13 protein-coding genes are annotated in these 18,846 nt (G+C 45.3%); 8 read left to right on the top strand and 5 right to left on the bottom strand.

Features of this window, described 5'->3' with window-relative positions:
• Positions 1–21 precede the first annotated feature (21 nt).
• A complete protein-coding gene (locus tag ABZR88_RS07610; protein ID WP_107830704.1) occupies positions 22–1,242 on the top strand; it encodes a tetratricopeptide repeat protein in 1,221 nt (406 codons plus the stop codon).
• A gap of 13 nt (positions 1,243–1,255) precedes the next feature.
• Here the strand turns inward: ABZR88_RS07610 and ABZR88_RS07605 are convergent, their stop codons facing one another.
• On the bottom strand, positions 1,256–1,825 hold the full coding sequence (locus ABZR88_RS07605) for a Crp/Fnr family transcriptional regulator (protein WP_107830702.1): 570 nt from the start codon (positions 1,823–1,825) through the stop codon (positions 1,256–1,258).
• 129 nt (positions 1,826–1,954) lie between these two features.
• Positions 1,955–2,887 carry a PepSY-like domain-containing protein gene (locus tag ABZR88_RS07600; protein WP_107830700.1) on the bottom strand — a complete coding sequence of 311 codons (933 nt, stop codon included), beginning with the start codon at positions 2,885–2,887 and terminating at the stop codon, positions 1,955–1,957.
• 208 nt (positions 2,888–3,095) lie between these two features.
• Here ABZR88_RS07600 and ABZR88_RS07595 point away from each other — a divergent pair, with 208 nt between their 5' ends.
• Positions 3,096–5,087, top strand: a complete 1,992-nt coding sequence (locus ABZR88_RS07595; RefSeq protein ID WP_107830698.1) for a PAS domain S-box protein — start codon at positions 3,096–3,098, stop codon at positions 5,085–5,087.
• Positions 5,088–5,190: 103 nt separating this feature from the next.
• Here the strand turns inward: ABZR88_RS07595 and ABZR88_RS07590 are convergent, their stop codons facing one another.
• On the bottom strand, positions 5,191–6,564 hold the full coding sequence (locus tag ABZR88_RS07590; protein ID WP_107830696.1) for a PD40 domain-containing protein: 1,374 nt from the start codon (positions 6,562–6,564) through the stop codon (positions 5,191–5,193).
• A 146-nt stretch (positions 6,565–6,710) separates the two neighbouring features.
• Between ABZR88_RS07590 and ABZR88_RS07585 the strand changes: the two genes are divergently transcribed.
• Together ABZR88_RS07585 and ABZR88_RS07580 are read left to right on the top strand one after the other, a co-directional pair.
• A complete protein-coding gene (locus ABZR88_RS07585; protein ID WP_170113674.1) occupies positions 6,711–6,854 on the top strand; it encodes a hypothetical protein in 144 nt (47 codons plus the stop codon).
• Between the two features lie 154 nt (positions 6,855–7,008).
• The gene (locus ABZR88_RS07580) at positions 7,009–9,573 is read left to right on the top strand and encodes an outer membrane protein assembly factor (protein ID WP_245917103.1); all 2,565 of its coding nucleotides are present in this window, start codon (positions 7,009–7,011) and stop codon (positions 9,571–9,573) included.
• A 2-nt stretch (positions 9,574–9,575) separates the two neighbouring features.
• Here the strand turns inward: ABZR88_RS07580 and ABZR88_RS07575 are convergent, their stop codons facing one another.
• Positions 9,576–10,145 (bottom strand): phosphatase PAP2 family protein, encoded by a 570-nt coding sequence (locus ABZR88_RS07575; RefSeq protein WP_107830694.1) that lies wholly within the window; start codon positions 10,143–10,145, stop codon positions 9,576–9,578.
• 121 nt (positions 10,146–10,266) lie between these two features.
• Here ABZR88_RS07575 and ABZR88_RS07570 point away from each other — a divergent pair, with 121 nt between their 5' ends.
• The 4 genes from ABZR88_RS07570 to ABZR88_RS07555 are packed head-to-tail and all read left to right on the top strand — an operon-like array spanning position 10,267 to position 16,855.
• Entirely contained in the window at positions 10,267–11,550 is a 1,284-nt protein-coding gene (locus tag ABZR88_RS07570) for a Pycsar system effector family protein (protein ID WP_107830691.1), read from the top strand.
• Positions 11,550–13,598, top strand: a complete 2,049-nt coding sequence (ppk1, locus tag ABZR88_RS07565; RefSeq protein WP_211309867.1) for a polyphosphate kinase 1 — start codon at positions 11,550–11,552, stop codon at positions 13,596–13,598. Before ABZR88_RS07570 ends, ppk1 begins: the two co-directional genes overlap by 1 nt.
• A 1-nt stretch (position 13,599) precedes the next feature.
• A complete protein-coding gene (locus ABZR88_RS07560) occupies positions 13,600–14,484 on the top strand; it encodes an SdiA-regulated domain-containing protein (protein WP_107830689.1) in 885 nt (294 codons plus the stop codon).
• Between the two features lie 40 nt (positions 14,485–14,524).
• Positions 14,525–16,855 carry a GAF domain-containing protein gene (locus tag ABZR88_RS07555; RefSeq protein WP_107830687.1) on the top strand — a complete coding sequence of 777 codons (2,331 nt, stop codon included), beginning with the start codon at positions 14,525–14,527 and terminating at the stop codon, positions 16,853–16,855.
• Here ABZR88_RS07555 and ABZR88_RS07550 read toward each other — a convergent pair.
• Positions 16,827–18,788, bottom strand: coding sequence for a tetratricopeptide repeat-containing sensor histidine kinase (locus tag ABZR88_RS07550; protein ID WP_146166598.1), 1,962 nt, complete (start codon positions 18,786–18,788; stop codon positions 16,827–16,829). The two genes, ABZR88_RS07555 and ABZR88_RS07550, sit on opposite strands and share 29 nt — an antisense overlap.
• Positions 18,789–18,846: the final 58 nt, after the last annotated feature.

The following is an 18,846-nucleotide window of genomic DNA, read 5'->3' as shown; positions in this document are numbered from 1 at the left end:
ATCCTTACACAATAGATACGCATGATCGACCTAATTATTGGCTATATTTTCTTCTTGATATCAAGGTTCATCAATGTAACTCTACATGAACTAGGCCATGCCATTCCCGCTATTATTTTTACAGGTCAACCGGCCGAAATTTTTATAGGAAGCTACGGAGACGGTAAACAAATTAGATTTAGGTTAGGGAAAATTACATTCAATATTAATCCGCGACCATCTTTTTTTGGCGGAGGCGGATGCAGGCATGAATCTGTTTATGGTTTTTGTCAAAACCTCATCGTTTTGATATCAGGTCCCCTATTTACATTTTTAATAGCTTTAGCTACCGTTGTATTTGCCAGCTGCGTAAAACTAGATGGAAGTATAGAAATATTAATAGCTATCGTATTTATATCATCGCTCATAAGTCTTTTTAATAATCTATGGCCCAAAAATAAAGTAATAGAAATTTCAGGCGGCCAAGGTTATTTCAACGATGGCTTTCAATTACAGACAATCATTAAGCGTCGTAAAAGTTGGGATCAAATTAGTAGTGCTATTAAACTTGCAAACGATAAAGAATATGAGAAAGCACTGGAAATATTTGAGCAATTTGAGCATCCAAAAGGCGATGTGTTCATATTCCTTTTTAATATATCATGCTATTGCTTTCTAGAACAGCATCAAAAAGGAATTGAGTACATTAAAAAGACTCTGGTACACATTCCTGCAAAGCTTTTATGCGCCAATGACTACATACTGATGGGCTCCATATACGCAGAATGTAAGCAATATAATGAAGCCATACATCTTTATACGCAAGGCATTACTTCATGTAAAGAAAATGCCAATCTATTTATTGGCAGGGCGCACTGTTATCTTTTAATAGATGACTACCAAAGAGGCTTGGACGACTTAGACCAGGTAATATGTCTTGATAAAAATTCTGCGGTTGCGCACAACAATAGAGGGCACGCCCTAATTTACCTTAACAGGCAAGAAGAAGCCCTGAAGGCAATCAATCAATCGTTACAGCTTGATAATACTAGCGCCTACACCCACGGTAACCTCGGTCTTTATCACCTGAAGTATGGCGATAGTAAATTGGCACTAGAACTTCTGGAAAAGGCCCGCGCTATGGATTCAAAATTACCAGAGATAGATGACCATATTGAACAAGCCCGCCAAAAGACATTCTCCATTCCATCCAAAGAGATTATCAGCGAAGAGAAAGACGACCTTGGCGAATTTCTATCTTAAAGAGAAAGGACTCTCACTTCTTCGACCTGATCTTACTCAACACCTCGGGTGTTATATTAAGATATGAAGCCAGCATATATTGCGGTATCCGCTGCACAAAGCCGGGGAAAAGTTTGCTAAAGAAACGGTAGCGCTCCTCGGCAGATTGGTCGAGAAAATAGGTTAAACGCATTTGCACTGCAGCAACGTGTCGCTGCATAACCAGCCTGAAATATCTTTCCATCTGGGGCATGGCAGCCAGCAGTTCTTCCATACTCTTCTTACTTAGCACAGCAACTTCCGTATCTTCTACCGCATCAATAAAAAAGATGGAAGGCTTTTGCATATCCAGACTGGTCTGATCTGTTATCCACCAGTTTTCCAGCGCAAACTGGATCAATTGGTTTTGCCCCTTATCTCTTATAAAATACATGCGCAGCAGGCCATTCAATACAAAATAACTATCGGTACAAACGTCGCCCTCACTTAATAAAAAACCCTTTTTGCTTAAACGTTTGTAGGTAAAATGCTGCGCGATTAATTGCCTATCGGCATCGGTCAGCTGCACAAAACGATTGATGTGTTGTAGTAAAGGTTCAAACATGGTAGCGGTAAAGCTAAGAAAAAGCTACCACCAACATCCCTTTTTAGCTAAGGATAACAACAAAAAAGCCGCTCCCAGGGGATAGGAGTCGGCTTTAACATTGGAACGTTGATATAGAAAGTGAAGATCTTATTTCACGGGAATACTTTTTACAAACGTGCCCGACATATCGAACACCAGGCCATAGCGCGTTCCGCTGGCGTCAATCAGTACCACGTAGCGGTCAACCACACCATTGGTTGTTTCGGCAAAAGCTTTGTCAAACGCATAACCTGGGTAAGTTTTGGTCAGGTAAGTGGTAATGGCAACCGGCAGCGCAGATTGTGCGATAGCCGTATGCTTTTTAACCGGACGAGGGTTTAACTGCACACGTTTAATAAACGCCAGTTTTGACGAGAACGCAGTTGCAAACATGCCTTTGTTTACGCTAAACACAATATAGCTGGTGTCTTTAGTCACCACGGCATGCACCAGTGTATCGGTAGCGTAGTTAGTAGCAAAGTAGGTTTTGATAGTCGTTGGCAGTGCGCTAATGGCAACAGTATCTAAATGCATACCATCGCGGTCATCAAAACGGCCGCCTTTGTGCCATCCTGGATTGTCATCGTCCTCATCCTGACGCTCGCGCTGTTCAAGTACGCTCACAAAAGTACCAGTGGTATCAAAGCGTAAGCCTACTGGTTTGCCGTTGAAGTTAATTACTACTACGTAGCCTGTAAGTGCTCCGGTACGATCTAGTACCTTAAATGCTTTTTGTTTAGTATAACCAGCGTAATTAGCTGTTAAATAAGTGCCGACAGATGCAGGTAGCGCACTAAAAGCCACGGTATCTGGCCTAACACCCGGCGTACAGGCGTGCATTAATACAACTGAATCTGCTTTAACTGAGCTGGAAAGTGCTATCGCAATATTTCCGGCTGCTATGGTTGCTACGGTACCTGTAGAGCTGTTGGCGGCGCTATTGCTCGAAGTATTGACCGAGCTGTTTTTCTTACAGGCTGATAGCAGGCCAGCTGCCACCAAAGCAATCATCACAAAGGGGTGCGTGATTAATTTCTTCATGTGTTTTGTTATTATTAGGCGTTATTAATTGTTGATATGAAGTTAAGGAGCACCTTACCAATAGCCAACCGAGTATCGATGAATGGCTGCTTTGTATGGATAAACGCTGCTCATTACTCTGTTTCGTAGTAAAAAGATGTATTACCACTATTATATTCCGGCAATACACTTTATTTAGTATCTTACTTTCTTTAAATTTGGATTAGCCATGTTAAATCCAACTTTCAACCAGCCTGCCATCAGTCTTCAGCAGTTGAGCGTTATTATAGACGCCAGCGAAGACGCCATTGTCACTAAGGCACCCGATGGCACGTTTTTAAGTTGGAACAACGCTGCAGAAAAGATATTGGGGTACACGGCCGAAGAAATGATTGGCACGTCTGACAATATTATTATTCCAGAGATATTTCAGGATGTAGAAGACAGGATTATAGAACGTGTAGGCGCGGGCGAAACTATCACCGGTAACGAGATTGTGCGCAGGCATAAAAACGGCAGTTTAGTGACGTTGAAGCGCACGCTGATACCGATAACGGACGATGCCGGCCAGGTCAAATCGGTAATGATGATTGCCCGCGATATTACGCTACAGAAAGATTTAGAGCGCAAGCAACTGATCCAATCGGCTATTATTGATTCATCCGATGATGCCATTATCAGCAAATCTACCAAAGGTATTATTACCAGCTGGAACCAGGGTGCTACCCGGATTTTTGGCTATACCGAAGACGAAGTTGTAGGCAAATCCATCACCATACTGATCCCGGAGGAACGGCTGGATGAAGAGAATCACATCATTGGTAAAATATTAAAAGGTGAGCGTGTAGATCATTTTGAAACCATACGTCTTACTAAAGATGGGCAGGAGCTGAACGTATCGCTCACCATATCACCCTTAAAAAATGAGCAGGGCGAGATTATCGGCGCGTCAAAAATAGCGCGGGATATTACCCGTCAGATTAAATCGGCCGCGCAATTGCAACGCTATGCCGAAAACCTGGAAACCCTCAATAGCATTGGTAAATCTATTGCCGAGGATATGGACGTAGAGGCCATATTGCAAAAGGTAACTGATGCCACCACGCAGCTAAGCGGTGCAGCCTTCGGCGCGTTCTTTTACAATGTGGTTAATGAAACCGGCGAAGCATACACCCTTTATACACTATCCGGCGCCCCCCGATCTGCGTTTGAGAATTTTGGAATGCCGAGAAACACCGATGTCTTCCGCCCTACTTTTACCGGACAGGGCATCATTCGTGTTGACGATATTACTAAAGACCCTCGTTACGGCCATAATGCACCACACCACGGCATGCCCAAAGGACACTTGCCGGTGGTGAGTTACCTGGCTATTCCGGTTATATCAAAAACCGGCGAGGTAATAGGCGGTCTGTTTTACGGACACCCTAAACCGGGCATGTTTACTAAAGAACATGAGGACTTGATATCGGCCTTATCATCCCTGGCCGCTACAGCTCTGGATAATGCCCAGCTTTACCGCGAGGTGCAGACGCTAAACGAAAGAAAAGATGAATTTATAGGGTTGGCCAGTCACGAGTTAAAAACGCCGGTTACCAGTATAAATGGCTATCTGCAGATTATTGAGTCGCGACTGGAAGCTGATAGTGTTACGCGTTCATTTGCCCAAAAAGCCAGAAACCAGATCAATCGCCTTTCGGGATTAATTACCGAACTGCTGGATGTATCTAAAATACAAAGCGGCCAGCTCCCGCTTAACTACACCAAATTTGACCTTGTTGAACTTGCCAAAGAGGTAACGGAGCTAATGCAGCACAGCAATGGCAATCACCAGATTATCTGCGACTGCGAGCACCCTATTCTTGAGGTAAACGCCGACCGCGAGCGCGTTGAACAGGTGATTATCAACCTCATCTCAAATGCCATTAAGTACTCAGCGCCAAAAACCCAGGTGATTATTAGCATGCATCATACCGATACATGGGCAACATTATCTGTACAGGATTTTGGCATCGGGATAGACCAGGAGCAGCAAAAGCATATCTTCTCCCGCTTTTACCGCGCGCAAAATGTTGCCCAACATATCTCAGGATTGGGTATTGGACTTTATATCTGTAAGGAGATCGTAGGCCGGCATAAAGGTCGCCTGTGGGTGAAAAGCACCCCGGGCGAGGGTTCAACCTTTATTTTTGAGCTTCCGTTGGAAGGCGTCCAAGACTGAGATCATCGCAAAATACTCTACAGAAATAAAAACGTTGTCATTGCGAGAAGGAACAACGAAGCATCATTCAAGTGCCCTACCCGCAATGACAAATTATTTACGATCAATCCTTATACCGCCTTTTCAGCCATGACTCCGGTACCGGAATAATGCAGATATTCATCGATTTATTGTCTGCCGATAGCATAGCCGACTCGATCTCAATACGGGTACCATCCGGACTAAACGTAGGGTGCGGGTGATCTGTAGCTGTTTCTTTATGACCGGTAGAAAGCATGATCATCTCGCGGGTATGGCGGTCAATCAAATAGATGCTGCGCGAAAAATCATCACCCACGGCCCAACGGCCGTCGCCAGAACCATTAACGTGCCACAAACCACTGCCTTTTGGTGTTTGGCCAATAATCACCATTTCGCGGGTGCGCAGGTTAACAATGCCTAAACCGGTAGGCTTTTCGCGGGTGCCTGATGAGCCCCAACCGGCCTGCACACCGGGGTTCGTAACCGCATCAAACGGTTTATCCTCAGCCGGATTAACTTTGCGGTGGCCCATAATGGCAATAGCAACTTCGTCTTTTGTAATTACAGCTTCGTGTGTTACCCACTCAAATGGCGCTTCTGGATAAAGCGGACGCAAGCCGGTGCCATCGGCCATTACCGTCCAGGTGCGTTGTGGCGATTTGCCGCCGGTTTCCCAACAAAACACAATCTCGCCAGGTACCCATGGGTTGGTTTGCACGTGCCCAATCTGGAACGGTACAGAAACTATGTATTTGATGTTACCGGTCTTAATATCCATGCTGATTAATCCGGCAGGCCCCGCTCCCATATTGCGCGGGCCAAAGTTGGCTTCAACCTTGGTGTTTGGCGCAAGGTGTTTGGCCGCCTCATCATGCCCAACACGACAATAAACCACTTGCTCATCGGCATCTAAAGCCATATCATTACCGGGAGTCATAGACGCAGGGATAGTACCACAAACTCGCAGGTAGGCACTGGCGGGTTGCATTTTGCCAGCTTTACTATCGGCAAGTAGTTTGCCCAAATCATCTTCAACTAATTGCAATGCAGTACCACGACCACGGCCTGCGTTTTGTTCTTCGGGCTCCTGGCCAGGTACATAGCGCAAGTAATACAATTTCATTGATTTGCGGGCAAGACACAGCATGCCAGTGTAGCCGCCTTCGGTAATCTGTACAATATCGCCGTTTTTCTCGTTCACGGCAAAAGCCTCATTACGGGCACGATCAGACCGAAAAACTACCCATTGCCCGTCCGACGTCCATTGTGGGTGCGTTTGGTATATCTTTGAATCGCCAGCCGGGGTGCTGGTTAAAAAGGTGAGCATAGTGCCGGTTACCGGGTCTTTCACTATCTTTTTTTCAGATGGAAAACGCCTGCCTATTTGTGCCTGCGCATTTAAAGAAAATGCAGCAACACTGCCCAGCATGGCTGCAGCAAGTAAAGTTTTTTTCATACGTGGTTTATTTTAGGTTTGGTGATTTTGACCATCATCGGTTCAAAACACCCATACATTGGTATTAGCTAATTTACCGCACAAATAAGAGAAACCGTCCTGCTTTCTGTCCTGAGTTTTGTAACGGTCTTAATACATCACTACTATTGGCCACGCCTGATCCAGAAGAAAGTAATGTGTTTAAAACAGCCACAACTACTTCAGCACAAAGCATTATGCATGCAAGCCAAGTTCTTATTTATCAAGCCATTGCAGCAATCACTATATCTATCTATTTTTCAATACAATAACATAAATTCATTTGTAACTTTGATACGGTTGCCAACGAAACAAACAAAAGCCGGCGATTAATTATTTATTGATCAATGTCAACGTTTTTAACGGTTTTTTGCTGCAATTTTACATCGTGGTCTGCTGGCTTCGTTAACCAAAACTATTATCCCTATGCCTAAAAACTTACAATTGCTGTTACTTGCAGCCGGCATGCTGCCCGCCCTACACTCCGCGGCGCAGATTCCGGTAGAAAATAAAAAATACTTCCAGGACAGTGTGGTGGTAAAAGCCCACCCCATATATGATAAGGTGACCAAAACCCACCGTTGGCTGTTTGGCGAGAATTACCGTAAAGAATGGGCGCAACCGGTTAAGCTGCCTGTTATCCACCTCTCTACCGTTTATGGCGGTTTAACTCCGGTTAAAGAAGGTGGTGGCATGCAGTCAAAATCATTACGCTTGGTTGATAAGAACGGCAAGGAATGGGTATTACGCAGCGTAGAAAAAACACCAGACAAATTGCTCCCTCCCAACCTGCGCGAAACCTTTGCTATTGATTGGATTGACGATGCGCTGAGCGCCCAGCACCCCTACTCTGCCCTGGTGATGCCGCCACTGGCCAAGGCCGTAAACGTACCGCACACCAATCCTGTGATTGGTTTAGTTGCTGATGACCCGGTGTTGGGAGAATATAAAAAGGTATTTGCCGGCATCCTCTGTTTGCTGGAAGAACGCGAACCCAACGGCGACTCTGACAATACCGACAAGATGATGGATAACCTGGTTAAAGACAATGATAACCGCTTTGACAAGGACAACTTCCTGAAGGCCCGTATGCTGGATTTAATGGTGGGCGATTGGGACCGCCATGAAGACCAATGGCGCTGGGCTGTAAAAAAAGACGGCAAAAAGAAATTCTATACCGGCGTACCGCGTGACCGTGATCAGGTTTTCCATGTGCGTCAGGGTTTGTTTCCCAGCATCGCCGGGTGGTCTTTTATAGATCCTACGCTGGATGATTTTAACGGTACTATTCCCCGCGTGCGTTATTCGCTGTTCAAGACACGATACATTCAGCCTTATCCTGATGCGCAATATAATTATGACGACTATATGCGCGTGGTGCACGAGTTTACCAAAGCCGAAACCAACGATGTGCTGGAAGCCAGCTTAAAACTACTGCCGGCTGAAAGCTATCGCCTGCGCCATGATGAACTGCTTACTAAATTTAAAGCCCGCCGCGATGCTGTGCCTGCGGCCATGGATGATTACTACCGCTTCATCAATAAGATTGTCGACATCCGTCTGAGCAATAAAAACGAGCAGGTAAAATTAACCGATGCCGAGGGTGGCCTGCGGGTGGTGGTGAAAAAGATTGATAAATCTGGCGATACCGAGCAGAAACTGATGGATGTAGTTTATCGCCCGGATATTACCAAAGAAATCCGCATCTATCTGCAAGAGGGCAATGACCGTGTAATTGTAGACAACCACTCGCCTATCCATATCAGGCTGATTGGCGGTCACGGTGAGAAGGAATACGAAGTAAAGAATACCGCACACGATGTAAAGCTGTATGACAAGCCCGACAGCATTAAATTTACCGGTGATGCCAGTTTGTTTCGCAAGCACCTCTCACGCGATACGGGCGAAGTATCCTTCGTTCGCGCCAATCGTTATGATATTTGGATGCCACTGGCAACTGCCGGTTTAAATGCCGACGATGGTTTTTTGCTGGGTGCAGGTTTCCGTTATATCAATCAGCAGGGCTTCCGTAAGCTGCCATACACCAGCATGCAAAGTTTTATGGTTACGCACTCATTTGCCACCAATGCCTTCCGCATTAAATATAATGGCGAGTGGATGCAGGCGGTAGGCAAAGCCGATTTCACCTTGCAATCTTATATACAGGCGCCTGATAACACCATGAATTTCTTTGGTTTGGGTAATGAAACCCCGCTTAATAAACAGCCAGGATACAGACGCTTTTACCGCACGCGTTTTAACGAGTATCAATTTGATCCGGCGCTACGCTTCCATCCGGATAGTTTAAGCACGTTCAGCGTCGGTCCGTCGTTACAGTTTTACAGCTTTGACGCTAATGAAAATACCGGCCGGTTTATCAACCAAACCGCACAGCTGCACTCCTATGACAGCGCCTATATCAATCGTAACAAAGCGCATCTGGGCTTGGTGCTAAACTATATCAGCAATCATCGTAATAACCCGGTGTTGCCTTCAAAAGGTTATTATCTGTCGATACAATTACAGGGCTATAAAGGATTAAATGATTATTCAAACTCATTTGCACAAGCAACGGCCGAGTTTACTTTTTATCAAAAACTATTCTCTAACGGAGTGTTATCAGACCGCGTAGGTGGCGGTGCTACCGTGGGTAAGCCAGCATTTTATCAATCCATGTTTTTGGGCGGACAAGGTAACCTATTGGGCTATTTACAAAACCGATTCGCCGGACAGCACATACTGTACAACAACCTGCAGGCGCGTTGGAAACTAGCCAATATTGCAGGCTACATTTTACCGGGTCAATTGGGTGTTACCGGCTTTTTTGACGCCGGTCGCGTGTGGGTAAACGGTCAGCACTCTGACGTTTGGCATACGGGCACGGGTGGCGGCGTTTACTTCGCCCCGGCATCACTTATTGTGGTGCAACTGCTGGCAGGCCACTCAAACGAAGGCTGGTATCCGTATTTTTCGATGAACTTTAGGATATGAGGTTACTTCCGAAGGAAAGACATCGATACAGCACTACCCGCCCCTAACACGGCTCCGGCCGTAACATCAGTTGGGTAATGTACGCCGAGGTACATGCGCGAGTAGCTAACGGTGCCAGCCCATAAAAATGATGGCGCGATAACATACCACTTAGGATAAGCAATTGAGAGCGCAGTAGCGGTAGAAATGGTTGATGAAGTATGGCCCGATGGAAAAGAATAACCACCGGCGCGATAAACAGGTACAATTTGAATATTCTGTACAAACGGCCTCGGGCGTTTAACTATTTGTTTAATGAGCGTAGTAAAACCGAAACTAATCAATGTGCTACTGGCCACATAAAGGGAATTTTGACGCATAGCCTGATCATGACCAAGTACGCCACCGATAAACAGCCCGGCAGGGATACCCAAATTGCCATAGTTGCAAGTGTTGGTCATAAAACGGAAGAAACCGGTTTTCTCTGGCGTGCGGTGTTCCATCAGGTCTATCATCACCCTATCGTCAAACTTTTGTATAGGCGATTGTGCTTGGGCCGGTGTTGCGATATTTAACAACAATAGCAGCTGCATAGTGGCAGCAAATAACATGGGCCGGAGGCATCTTTTTTGTTGCATGTGGCTTGGCAGGTGTTCAGCTACAATAATACGAGGAAAATTTAACCTAACTTAGAATTATAAATCATCTACATAAATGAATTATCAGCAGCTTTTAGAAGAGATTGGCGAATATGTGCGCTACTACTATCAAACACATAACAGCGACAATCTCATTTATCATAACCTGAACCATACCAATGATGTGGTAGACCACGCCGTGCAAATTGCCAATCACTACCAGCTGAATGACCGCGAGTTTTTTATAGTCATAGCAGCCGCCTGGTTTCATGATCTGGGCTATATGACCGATGTCAAAGAGCACGAGACACATGGCGCTAACATAGCAGAAGAATTTCTGAAAACCCATGAGGCCAATGCTGAGGATATTGATGACGTAAAGAAATGCATCATGGCCACGCAAATGCCGCAAAAACCTACCGGTTTACTTGAAGAAATTATTTGCGATGCTGACGTATATCATTTAGGTACAGATGATTTTGAAAAGAAAGACAAACAATTACGTAAAGAGGTAAACCTGCTTTACGGATTGGATCTGAGCAAACAGGAATGGCATAAAAAGACTATTGAATTTCTGGAAATGCACCATTTCCACACCGAATATTGCCGTCTGAAACTTACCGCCGGCAAAGAGAAAAACATACAGATGGTTAAAGACAAAATTGCCAAAAACGAAGCCGAAGCACAAAAAGAACAAGCCAAAGCCGATAGCAAGTTAGACCAGGTTATAGATCAGACAAGCACCATTCTGCCAACCGAAACAGACAGCAATACAGCTGAATCAACCGGTAAAAAAGAGAAGAAAGGCAAAAGAGATCGCCCCGATAAAGGCATCGAAACCATGTTCAGGATCAGCTCGGGTAACCACCAGCGCTTGAGTGATATGGCCGATAACAAGGCCCACATCATGATCACGGTTAACTCTATTATACTCTCGGCCATTATCAGTTTACTGCTACGCCGTTTAAATGAGTATCATTACCTGTTGATCCCAACTTGCATCTTGCTGGCCATTAGTTTGCTGGCCATGACCTTTGCCATACTTTCCACCCGCCCTTCCATCCCACCGGGAACTTTTACCCGCGACGATGTGAACCAGAAACACGTTAATCTGCTGTTCTTTGGCAACTTCTATAAAATGTCTCTTGCCGACTATACCTACGGTATGGAGAAGATGATGGAAGACCGCGAGTTTCTGTACGGTAGCCTCATTCGCGACGTGTACGCGCAGGGCGTAGTGCTGGGCAAAAAATATCGCCTGCTGCGCATCTCCTACAACATCTTTATGTTCGGGTTAATTGCCTCTGTATTGGCCTTTGTTCTGGCGGCTGCTTTTAATACCCAAGTAGTTCCAGCGTAATGGCAATCGAAGAAAAATTTTTTAACCGCGATCTGAGCTGGTTATACTTCAATAGCCGGGTACTGGAAGAAGCTGCCAACCCTCAAGTGCCTATTTTAGAGCGCTTCCGGTTTCTGGGCATCTTTTCATCTAACCTGGATGAGTTTTACCGAGTGCGGATGCCCGTGCTAAAAGCCTTACAAAAGATTAGCGAGAAGGACGATAACAACATTGACTTTGACGAGCAAACCGCCAACGTGCGCCAGGCCGAGCAAATTGTTATGCAACAGCAAAAACGCTTCGGGCAGGTGCTGACCACTGAATTACTGCCTTTACTCGAAGCCCAAAACATCCACCTGCTGTACAATAAAGACCTGCCAGATGAACTACGCCCGGCAGTTGACGAGTATTTCCTGACAGATGTTTTGGCCTACCTGCAACCACAATTGTTAACAGAAGATTCGGGCTTTTTCCCAGAGAATAATCAGCTGTATTTTATTGTTCAGGCGCTTGATGCCGATGGTAAAGAAAAAGTTTATATCCTGCATATTCCATCTGAAGTATTACCTCGCTTCTATAGCATTAATATAAATGATAGACAGTTTATTATATTTCTAGACGACATCATCTGTTTTAACATTAACCGGCTTTTTCCAGGCTTAAAAGTAGCGCATTGTTACAGCTTCAAAATTACCCGTGATGCGGAGTTGGATCTTAACGATGAGTACGGTGAAGACCTGTCTGACCAGTTGGAAAAACAATTGAGTAAGCGCGACCTTGGGAAAGCCACCCGATTCCTTTTTCAACAAGGTATGCCGCTGCGTTTGCTGGAAACCTTGCGTTCGCAATTTAACATGCAAAAGGCTAACGCAGTTGAGGGCGGCCGGTACCATAACATGAAAGATCTGGGCAGCTTGCCCATCAAAATATCCGGTGCTGAATATGACCGATGGACGCCCCTTAAACGTGCCGCTGATACCAACCGTACCATGGCGCAAATGATTGCCGAAGAGGATATCATTATCCATACGCCGTATCACTCTTACCAAAGCGTGCTGCGTTTCTTTAATGAGGCGGCAAACAATCCGGATGTAGAAGAAATTTACATCACCCTATACCGCGTTGCCAGCGACTCACGGATTGTCAATGCGCTTATCTCTGCCGCTAAAAACGGCAAAAAGGTACAGGTGGTGGTAGAACTGAAAGCCCGCTTTGACGAAGCCAACAACCTGAAATGGGCCAAAAAGATGAAGGACGCCGGCGTAAAGATCATCTACAGTGTTACCGCGCTAAAGATCCACGCCAAAGTAGGCCTCATAAAAACCCGTCATGGTAACCGAATGGTTTATACCGGCTTATTAGCCACAGGCAACTTTAACGAGGGCACTGCGCGCTTTTATACCGACCATGTGCTGTTCACAGCCGATAAGGAGATACTGCGCGAAGTGGAATTGTTGTTCATCTTCCTTGCGCGACGCGAGAAGCCATCTCCGGCAACGGCCATCAACTTTGAGCAGATACTGGTGGCGCAATTTAATTTGCAGCAACGTTTTATGGCGATGATAGACCGGGAGATTGCTTTTGCCCGGCAGGGCAAACCCGCCCATATCCGCATCAAACTCAACAACCTGGAAGAACAGGTGCTCATTAAAAAGCTTTACGAAGCATCACAAGCAGGTGTAAAAATTGAGCTGATTGTACGCAGTATTTGCTGCCTGATACCTGGCGTACCGGGCATGAGCGAAAACATTACCATCAAACGCATTGTTGACAGATACCTGGAACATGGCCGCGTTTTTATGTTTAGCAACGATGGTAACAAAGAAGTATATCTCGGTTCGGCCGATTGGATGAACCGTAATATACACCACCGTATTGAAGTCTGCTTTCCGGTAAAAAACGTAGCTATAAAGCAGGAACTGATCCAAATGCTCGATCTTCAATGGCATGATAACAGGCAGGCCGTTTGGCTAAACAGTCAGTTACAAAACGTACCGGTTGAGCATACAGAACCAGCCATCAGTTCGCAACAGGCCATTTATGAATTACTAAAGAAAACGAACAGGTAAAATGAGTAAATTATTGACATTAAGCTTAGTATCGATATTTATCTTAGGAATTTCTTGCAAAGACAGATCAAAGGACAACGGTGACAATAACACTAATGTAGTGAGTGCCAAATCAACCGGTCCTTACAATCTGAACGCGCCGCAAAAGTTCAATATGCCCGATGAACTGGTGGAGATATCCGGTATTGCCTTCCGTAACCTTGACCCCTCTGTGGTTTATACCGAGCAGGACGAAGCGGGCAAAGTATACCAGATCAAGTTAGGTGAACAAAAAACCAAGACCACCAAATTTGCCAAGCCTGGCGATTTTGAAGATATAGCCCTAAGCGGCAACTACGTAATTATGCTGCGCAGCGATGGCAAATTTTACACCTTCCCATTCAGCGAGCTGGGCAAACCTGAGGCATCAGGTGTACAGGAATTTAAAAACCTAATTCCCCCCGGCGAGTACGAAAGCCTTTTTGCTGATGGCGGCAAACTTTACATGGTAGCCAAACACGTGGCAGAAGGCCACCAACGCAAAATCTGCGATGGGTATATGCTCAATGTAGGTGCAGATGGTTCGCTATCAGCAGCCGGCACGTTCAGCATCGACGTAAAGGAGATTGACAAACTGAGCGGCACGCAGCGGACAGATTTCCGCCCATCTGCCATGGCAAGGCATCCGCTGACTAAAGATTGGTACATCTTATCGTCAGTTAACAAGATGCTGGTGGTTACAGACGGCAACTGGAAAGTAAAATCAGTTTATAAATTAACACATCCGGCATTTTTACAGCCCGAAGGCATTGTTTTTGACAAACAGGGAAACCTTTATATCTCTAACGAGGGCGACAAAATTACCCCCGGCACTATACTCAGGTTTAAGTATAACGCGCAACCATAACATCATCATAAACAACATCGATTCCATACTACAGAAAAACATGAAACTGCCAGCTTTTCCAGATTCACCCTATCGTATTGAGTTCTCTTTTTACCCATTGATAGAAAGACTGGAAAAAGTTGCAGCCCAATCTGACGGTGCCGAGGCCATAGAAGCCCGGGAGTTATTGGCCGAAATAGCTAAACACCCAGAACTGCGCAATGGCATTGAGCAGATGGAGCAGATTACAGATAATGCACCGCTCATCCATCGTCTGCTAAAAGATATTTTCCCTACAGCCCTCACTTTTAACGAGATCAAGGCAGTGTGTTTGCCCTATATTGAACTGATCTTTAATCATACCGAGCGTTTCAAAAAAATACTCAATGCGGCCGGCCCCGATTTTACTTTTGCCATCAGAGACTTTGATCAGCATCAATCGTATATCACCAGCTGTTGCCTGATCCTCAACGAGCTGTACGGCACCAAGTTTGATTTTAGCAGACCGTTGTTTTATGATATCCCCAATGCTGAGGGCATTATTAAACATTACCGCATTTTATACAATGCCGATTTCCTGGAAATTGTGCCTAACGGCGAGCCCCCATTACTTACTCCGGAAGAGATAGACAACCTGTTGGATAACTATCATGACCTGAAGCTTTGGAAATCAAAATTCCCTAAAGAAAGTTATACGCTAAAAGGCTTTGCCATTATGAACCTGGTGGATGCAACGGTTGAGAACGCGGTATCCATACTGAAAGGTAAATTGCTTAACCCGGCCAAATACAGCTCGTTAAAAAATGATTTAGAGACCATCTTCCGTTCTATCTTCAACGTAAATAGCATCAGAGTGGGCTTTACCTCATACCTTAACGAGGAGAACAAGTTTACCCCTGCCGCATTCACGCATCGCATACAAAGCTATATGCTGAGCGAAAACATCTCGTGTAAATGCGATGAAATGCTGATGCCGTCATCATTTGAAACATTAATTGTTAAAGAGCAATACCTGGCCGTGTCTGACGGTGTTGCGCTATCTAAGCAATATCCGGAAAGTAAACTGCTCAAACATTTTGTGAAGCAAAAGATCAAAAGTTTCATCCTGGCGCCGATAGTAAAAAACGGCGTATTGTTGGGTGTACTAGAAGTGGTATCGTTAGAGAAACGGGCGCTGCACAGCGTTAACGCCAATAAACTGGGCATAGTGATGCCGTATATTACCGATACCATTGATCGGGCTATTACCGAGTACCACAACCAGATCCAGGCAGTGATTCAGAATGAGTACACCACCATTCACCCCAGCGTGCAATGGAAGTTCAGACATGAGGCCAAGAAGTTCATCCAGAACCGGCAGATGGGTAATGAATATGTACTCAAAGAGATTGTTTTTGAAGAAGTGCACCCTCTGTACGGACAGATTGATATCCGCGGATCATCAGACGTTCGTAACTATAGTGTACAAAAAGATATTCACAATCAATTGAATATCCTCATTCCGTTAATGCAGAAGTTTAACTTATCTAACGATGAAGCTTTGCTTGAAGACATGCGTGATTTAGGCGAATTTGCCCAAATCCTCACTGACTTTTCACTGCCCGTGCGTACTGATAAAGAAGAGCACATCCATCACCTGATAGAAACACGCATTAACCCAATGCTGCGCAGGGCACAGCAAGAAGGGCATGAACTGGCCGGAGAAATTGAAGGCTATTTTGATCAGCTGGATAAAGAGCTGGGGGAGTTTTTCCACTATCGCCGGCAGTATGATGCTTCGGTATCCATCATCAACCAAAAGCTCACTTTACTGCTTGATGAAAAGCAGAAAGACGCCCAGGCCATATTCCCGCATTATTATGAGCGTTTTAAAACCGACGGTGTTGAGCATAACCTGTACATAGGCGCTTCCATTATGCCTACCAAACGTTTCCAGGACGAGTATGTGCGCAAATTACGGCTATGGCAGTTACAGACGCTTTGCGAAATGGAATACAAGCATCATAAAATAAAACCGATGCTACCCTACCCGCTTGAAGTAACCACGCTGATACTGGCTTTCAACTCTACGCTGTCTATCCGTTTCCGTATGGACGAAAAGCATTTTGATGTGGACGGCACCTATAATGCGCGTTTTGCCATGGTGAAAAAACGCATAGACAAGGCCCATATAGCAGGCACACAAGAGCGTATTGTAGACGTAGGCAAAATCACCATAGTTTATGCCAATGAGGCCGATGAAGCCGAATACCTGCAATACATTGCAACAATGCAAGCCAAAAACATTTTGGGTAAAACCATTGAGCATTTGGAGGTAGAAGAACTACCCGGCGTAATTGGCCTGAAAGCCTTACGGGTAGATATTATACACCCACAGGCTCGGGCTGTTTAATTAACGGTAACGAGAATGAAAATGTAGTACCTTTTCCCTCGCGGCTGTTCAACCAGACCCGGCCGTTATTGGCCGCTATAAATTCTTTGGTTAATAACAGCCCCAGGCCGCTTCCTTTCTCGCCTTTGGTACCAAATGATACTTCGATATTACCCTTGGCAAATTCTTCCTGCTGGGCGGCGCTAATGCCTTTACCTGTGTCTTTTACAGAAATGATGGCATCACCGTCAGTCTCCAGGTTAATTTCGATGCTGCCGCCATCAAACGTAAATTTGATAGCATTTGAGATCAGGTTACGCAGCACAAAATCTACGTGGTGCGGATCTGCATTTACCCAGGCCGGCGTTTGGATGTTGTTATAAATACTGATGTTTTTTGCCGATGCTGATGACGATAACAAACTCACCGTACGCTCGGCAAACTCCTGCAGGTTCACGTCTTCGGCTTTTACCTTTACGCCATTTAGCTGTGCTTTGCCCCACTCAAACAAGGCGTTAAGCAGATCAAAAGAAGCTTCGGTTTGCTTTCGCAGTTCGCCAATCATTACCCGCAGTTCTTCCTCGCTGAAATGCTCTGTCTCCATAATAGCAAACATCTGAGCCGCGCTGCCGGCCGGACCTTTCAAATCGTGACCAATGATAGAGAACAGCGTGTCTTTTATCCGGTTAGAAGCCTTCAATTCATCATTCAACTTGCGCACCTTGCGTAAATAGGCCCAAAAGATGCCTAGAATAATAATCGTAGCAGCCAGCACCACCCAGCCAAGGTAAAGCTCGCGGGTCTCTTTCTTGTTCGTCTGCTGCAGATCGCTGATCCTCTCTTGCGATGTTTCCAGCTTATAGCTGTTATCAAGCGCTACAATATCTTTAGCGGTATCGGCATTGAGCAAACTGTCCAGCAGGTGATGCTGTTCTTCCAGCGCAAACATAGCCTCCCGAAAATCATTCTGCTGCTGGTAAACGGCTGCCATAGCCTCAAAAATGCTGGCTTCCAATCGTGGCTCGTGCAGTCCAGACGCAATTTTCAGGGCCGATTTCAAATCCTGTAAGCTTTGCACCGAGTTATTGCCTTTTAGCACCCTGGCAATACTAATGAGCGCCTTTACCTGGTCTTCCGGTTTCTTATAGCGTTTGGCCTCAAGTAGCTCCTGTTTGTAATAAGCCAGGGCCTTATCACGTTGGCCTTCACGCTCGTAAACACTACCTTCTTCATCCAGCATAGTAAGCTGGGTATCGCGTGCGGCAGGCGTGTTGCTACTATCAACCCCCTCCTGCAAATAGCGCAGCGCAATCAGGGTATTACCCTTCTTCAGGTATAAATGACCAATCCTGTCCAACAATGAGAAATAGGCTGCGCTTTTGGTTGATCTATGCTCATACTGCACCAATGCCCGCAGGTAATAGCTTAGCGCCTTCTCAGTATCGCCTGCCTGCTCAAATACGGCGCCTAAGCCATGATAGGTCTCCAGGATGCCGCTGGTATCCTGCGCGTCACGATAGTAATTCATAGAGTAGTTAAACTCTCTTAGCGCTTGTTTATCGTTTTTCTGGTCGGCATCCAAAACACCAAGCTCATCATAGGCTTTAGCCAAGTCCTCTTTATCATGCTGATGCCTGAATACAGAGATAGCTTCATTAAAAAACTTACGCGCCAGGCCCGCATGATGATGTGTGCTATTGATAATACCCAGTTGCAACAAAAACAAACCCTGCGCATGTTGATTATTCTCCCTTTCGGCCAGTTGCAGGCCACGGTTGCAATACTCTACGGCAGAATCTGGCTGATTTGCTGTATAATCCTTACTTAAATTAAGATATGCAGCAACCCTCGAACTATCTGATTGGGAATTAGAAGAACCATGCAGTTCATCTGCAGATTGAAAGGCCAATAAACTTACGGAAAGAAATAAAAGCAACAGCGTTACCCAGCGCATAAAAAACGGTTTAATCTTTTTACGATTAAACCGTTTTTTAGTTTCACTATGTAGCAAT

Source organism: Mucilaginibacter yixingensis, assembly GCF_041080815.1.
Classification (GTDB): domain Bacteria; phylum Bacteroidota; class Bacteroidia; order Sphingobacteriales; family Sphingobacteriaceae; genus Mucilaginibacter; species Mucilaginibacter yixingensis.
Note: the sequence above shows the minus strand (reverse complement) of the source record. Positions and strands in the feature narration are given on the sequence as shown.

Excerpts from the sequence above, each read along its gene's own strand:
- ABZR88_RS07550 (WP_146166598.1), bottom strand. The coding sequence starts at position 18,788 with ATGCGCTGGGTAACGCTGTTGCTTTTATTTCTTTCCGTAAGTTTATTG.
- ABZR88_RS07580 (WP_245917103.1), top strand. The coding sequence starts at position 7,009 with ATGCCTAAAAACTTACAATTGCTGTTACTTGCAGCCGGCATGCTGCCC.
- ABZR88_RS07610 (WP_107830704.1), top strand. The coding sequence starts at position 22 with ATGATCGACCTAATTATTGGCTATATTTTCTTCTTGATATCAAGGTTC.
- ABZR88_RS07590 (WP_107830696.1), bottom strand. The coding sequence starts at position 6,564 with ATGAAAAAAACTTTACTTGCTGCAGCCATGCTGGGCAGTGTTGCTGCA.
- ABZR88_RS07605 (WP_107830702.1), bottom strand. The coding sequence starts at position 1,825 with ATGTTTGAACCTTTACTACAACACATCAATCGTTTTGTGCAGCTGACC.
- ABZR88_RS07600 (WP_107830700.1), bottom strand. The coding sequence starts at position 2,887 with ATGAAGAAATTAATCACGCACCCCTTTGTGATGATTGCTTTGGTGGCA.
- ABZR88_RS07595 (WP_107830698.1), top strand. The coding sequence starts at position 3,096 with ATGTTAAATCCAACTTTCAACCAGCCTGCCATCAGTCTTCAGCAGTTG.
- ppk1 (WP_211309867.1), top strand. The coding sequence starts at position 11,550 with ATGGCAATCGAAGAAAAATTTTTTAACCGCGATCTGAGCTGGTTATAC.
- ABZR88_RS07575 (WP_107830694.1), bottom strand. The coding sequence starts at position 10,145 with ATGCAGCTGCTATTGTTGTTAAATATCGCAACACCGGCCCAAGCACAA.
- ABZR88_RS07560 (WP_107830689.1), top strand. The coding sequence starts at position 13,600 with ATGAGTAAATTATTGACATTAAGCTTAGTATCGATATTTATCTTAGGA.
- ABZR88_RS07570 (WP_107830691.1), top strand. The coding sequence starts at position 10,267 with ATGAATTATCAGCAGCTTTTAGAAGAGATTGGCGAATATGTGCGCTAC.
- ABZR88_RS07555 (WP_107830687.1), top strand. The coding sequence starts at position 14,525 with ATGAAACTGCCAGCTTTTCCAGATTCACCCTATCGTATTGAGTTCTCT.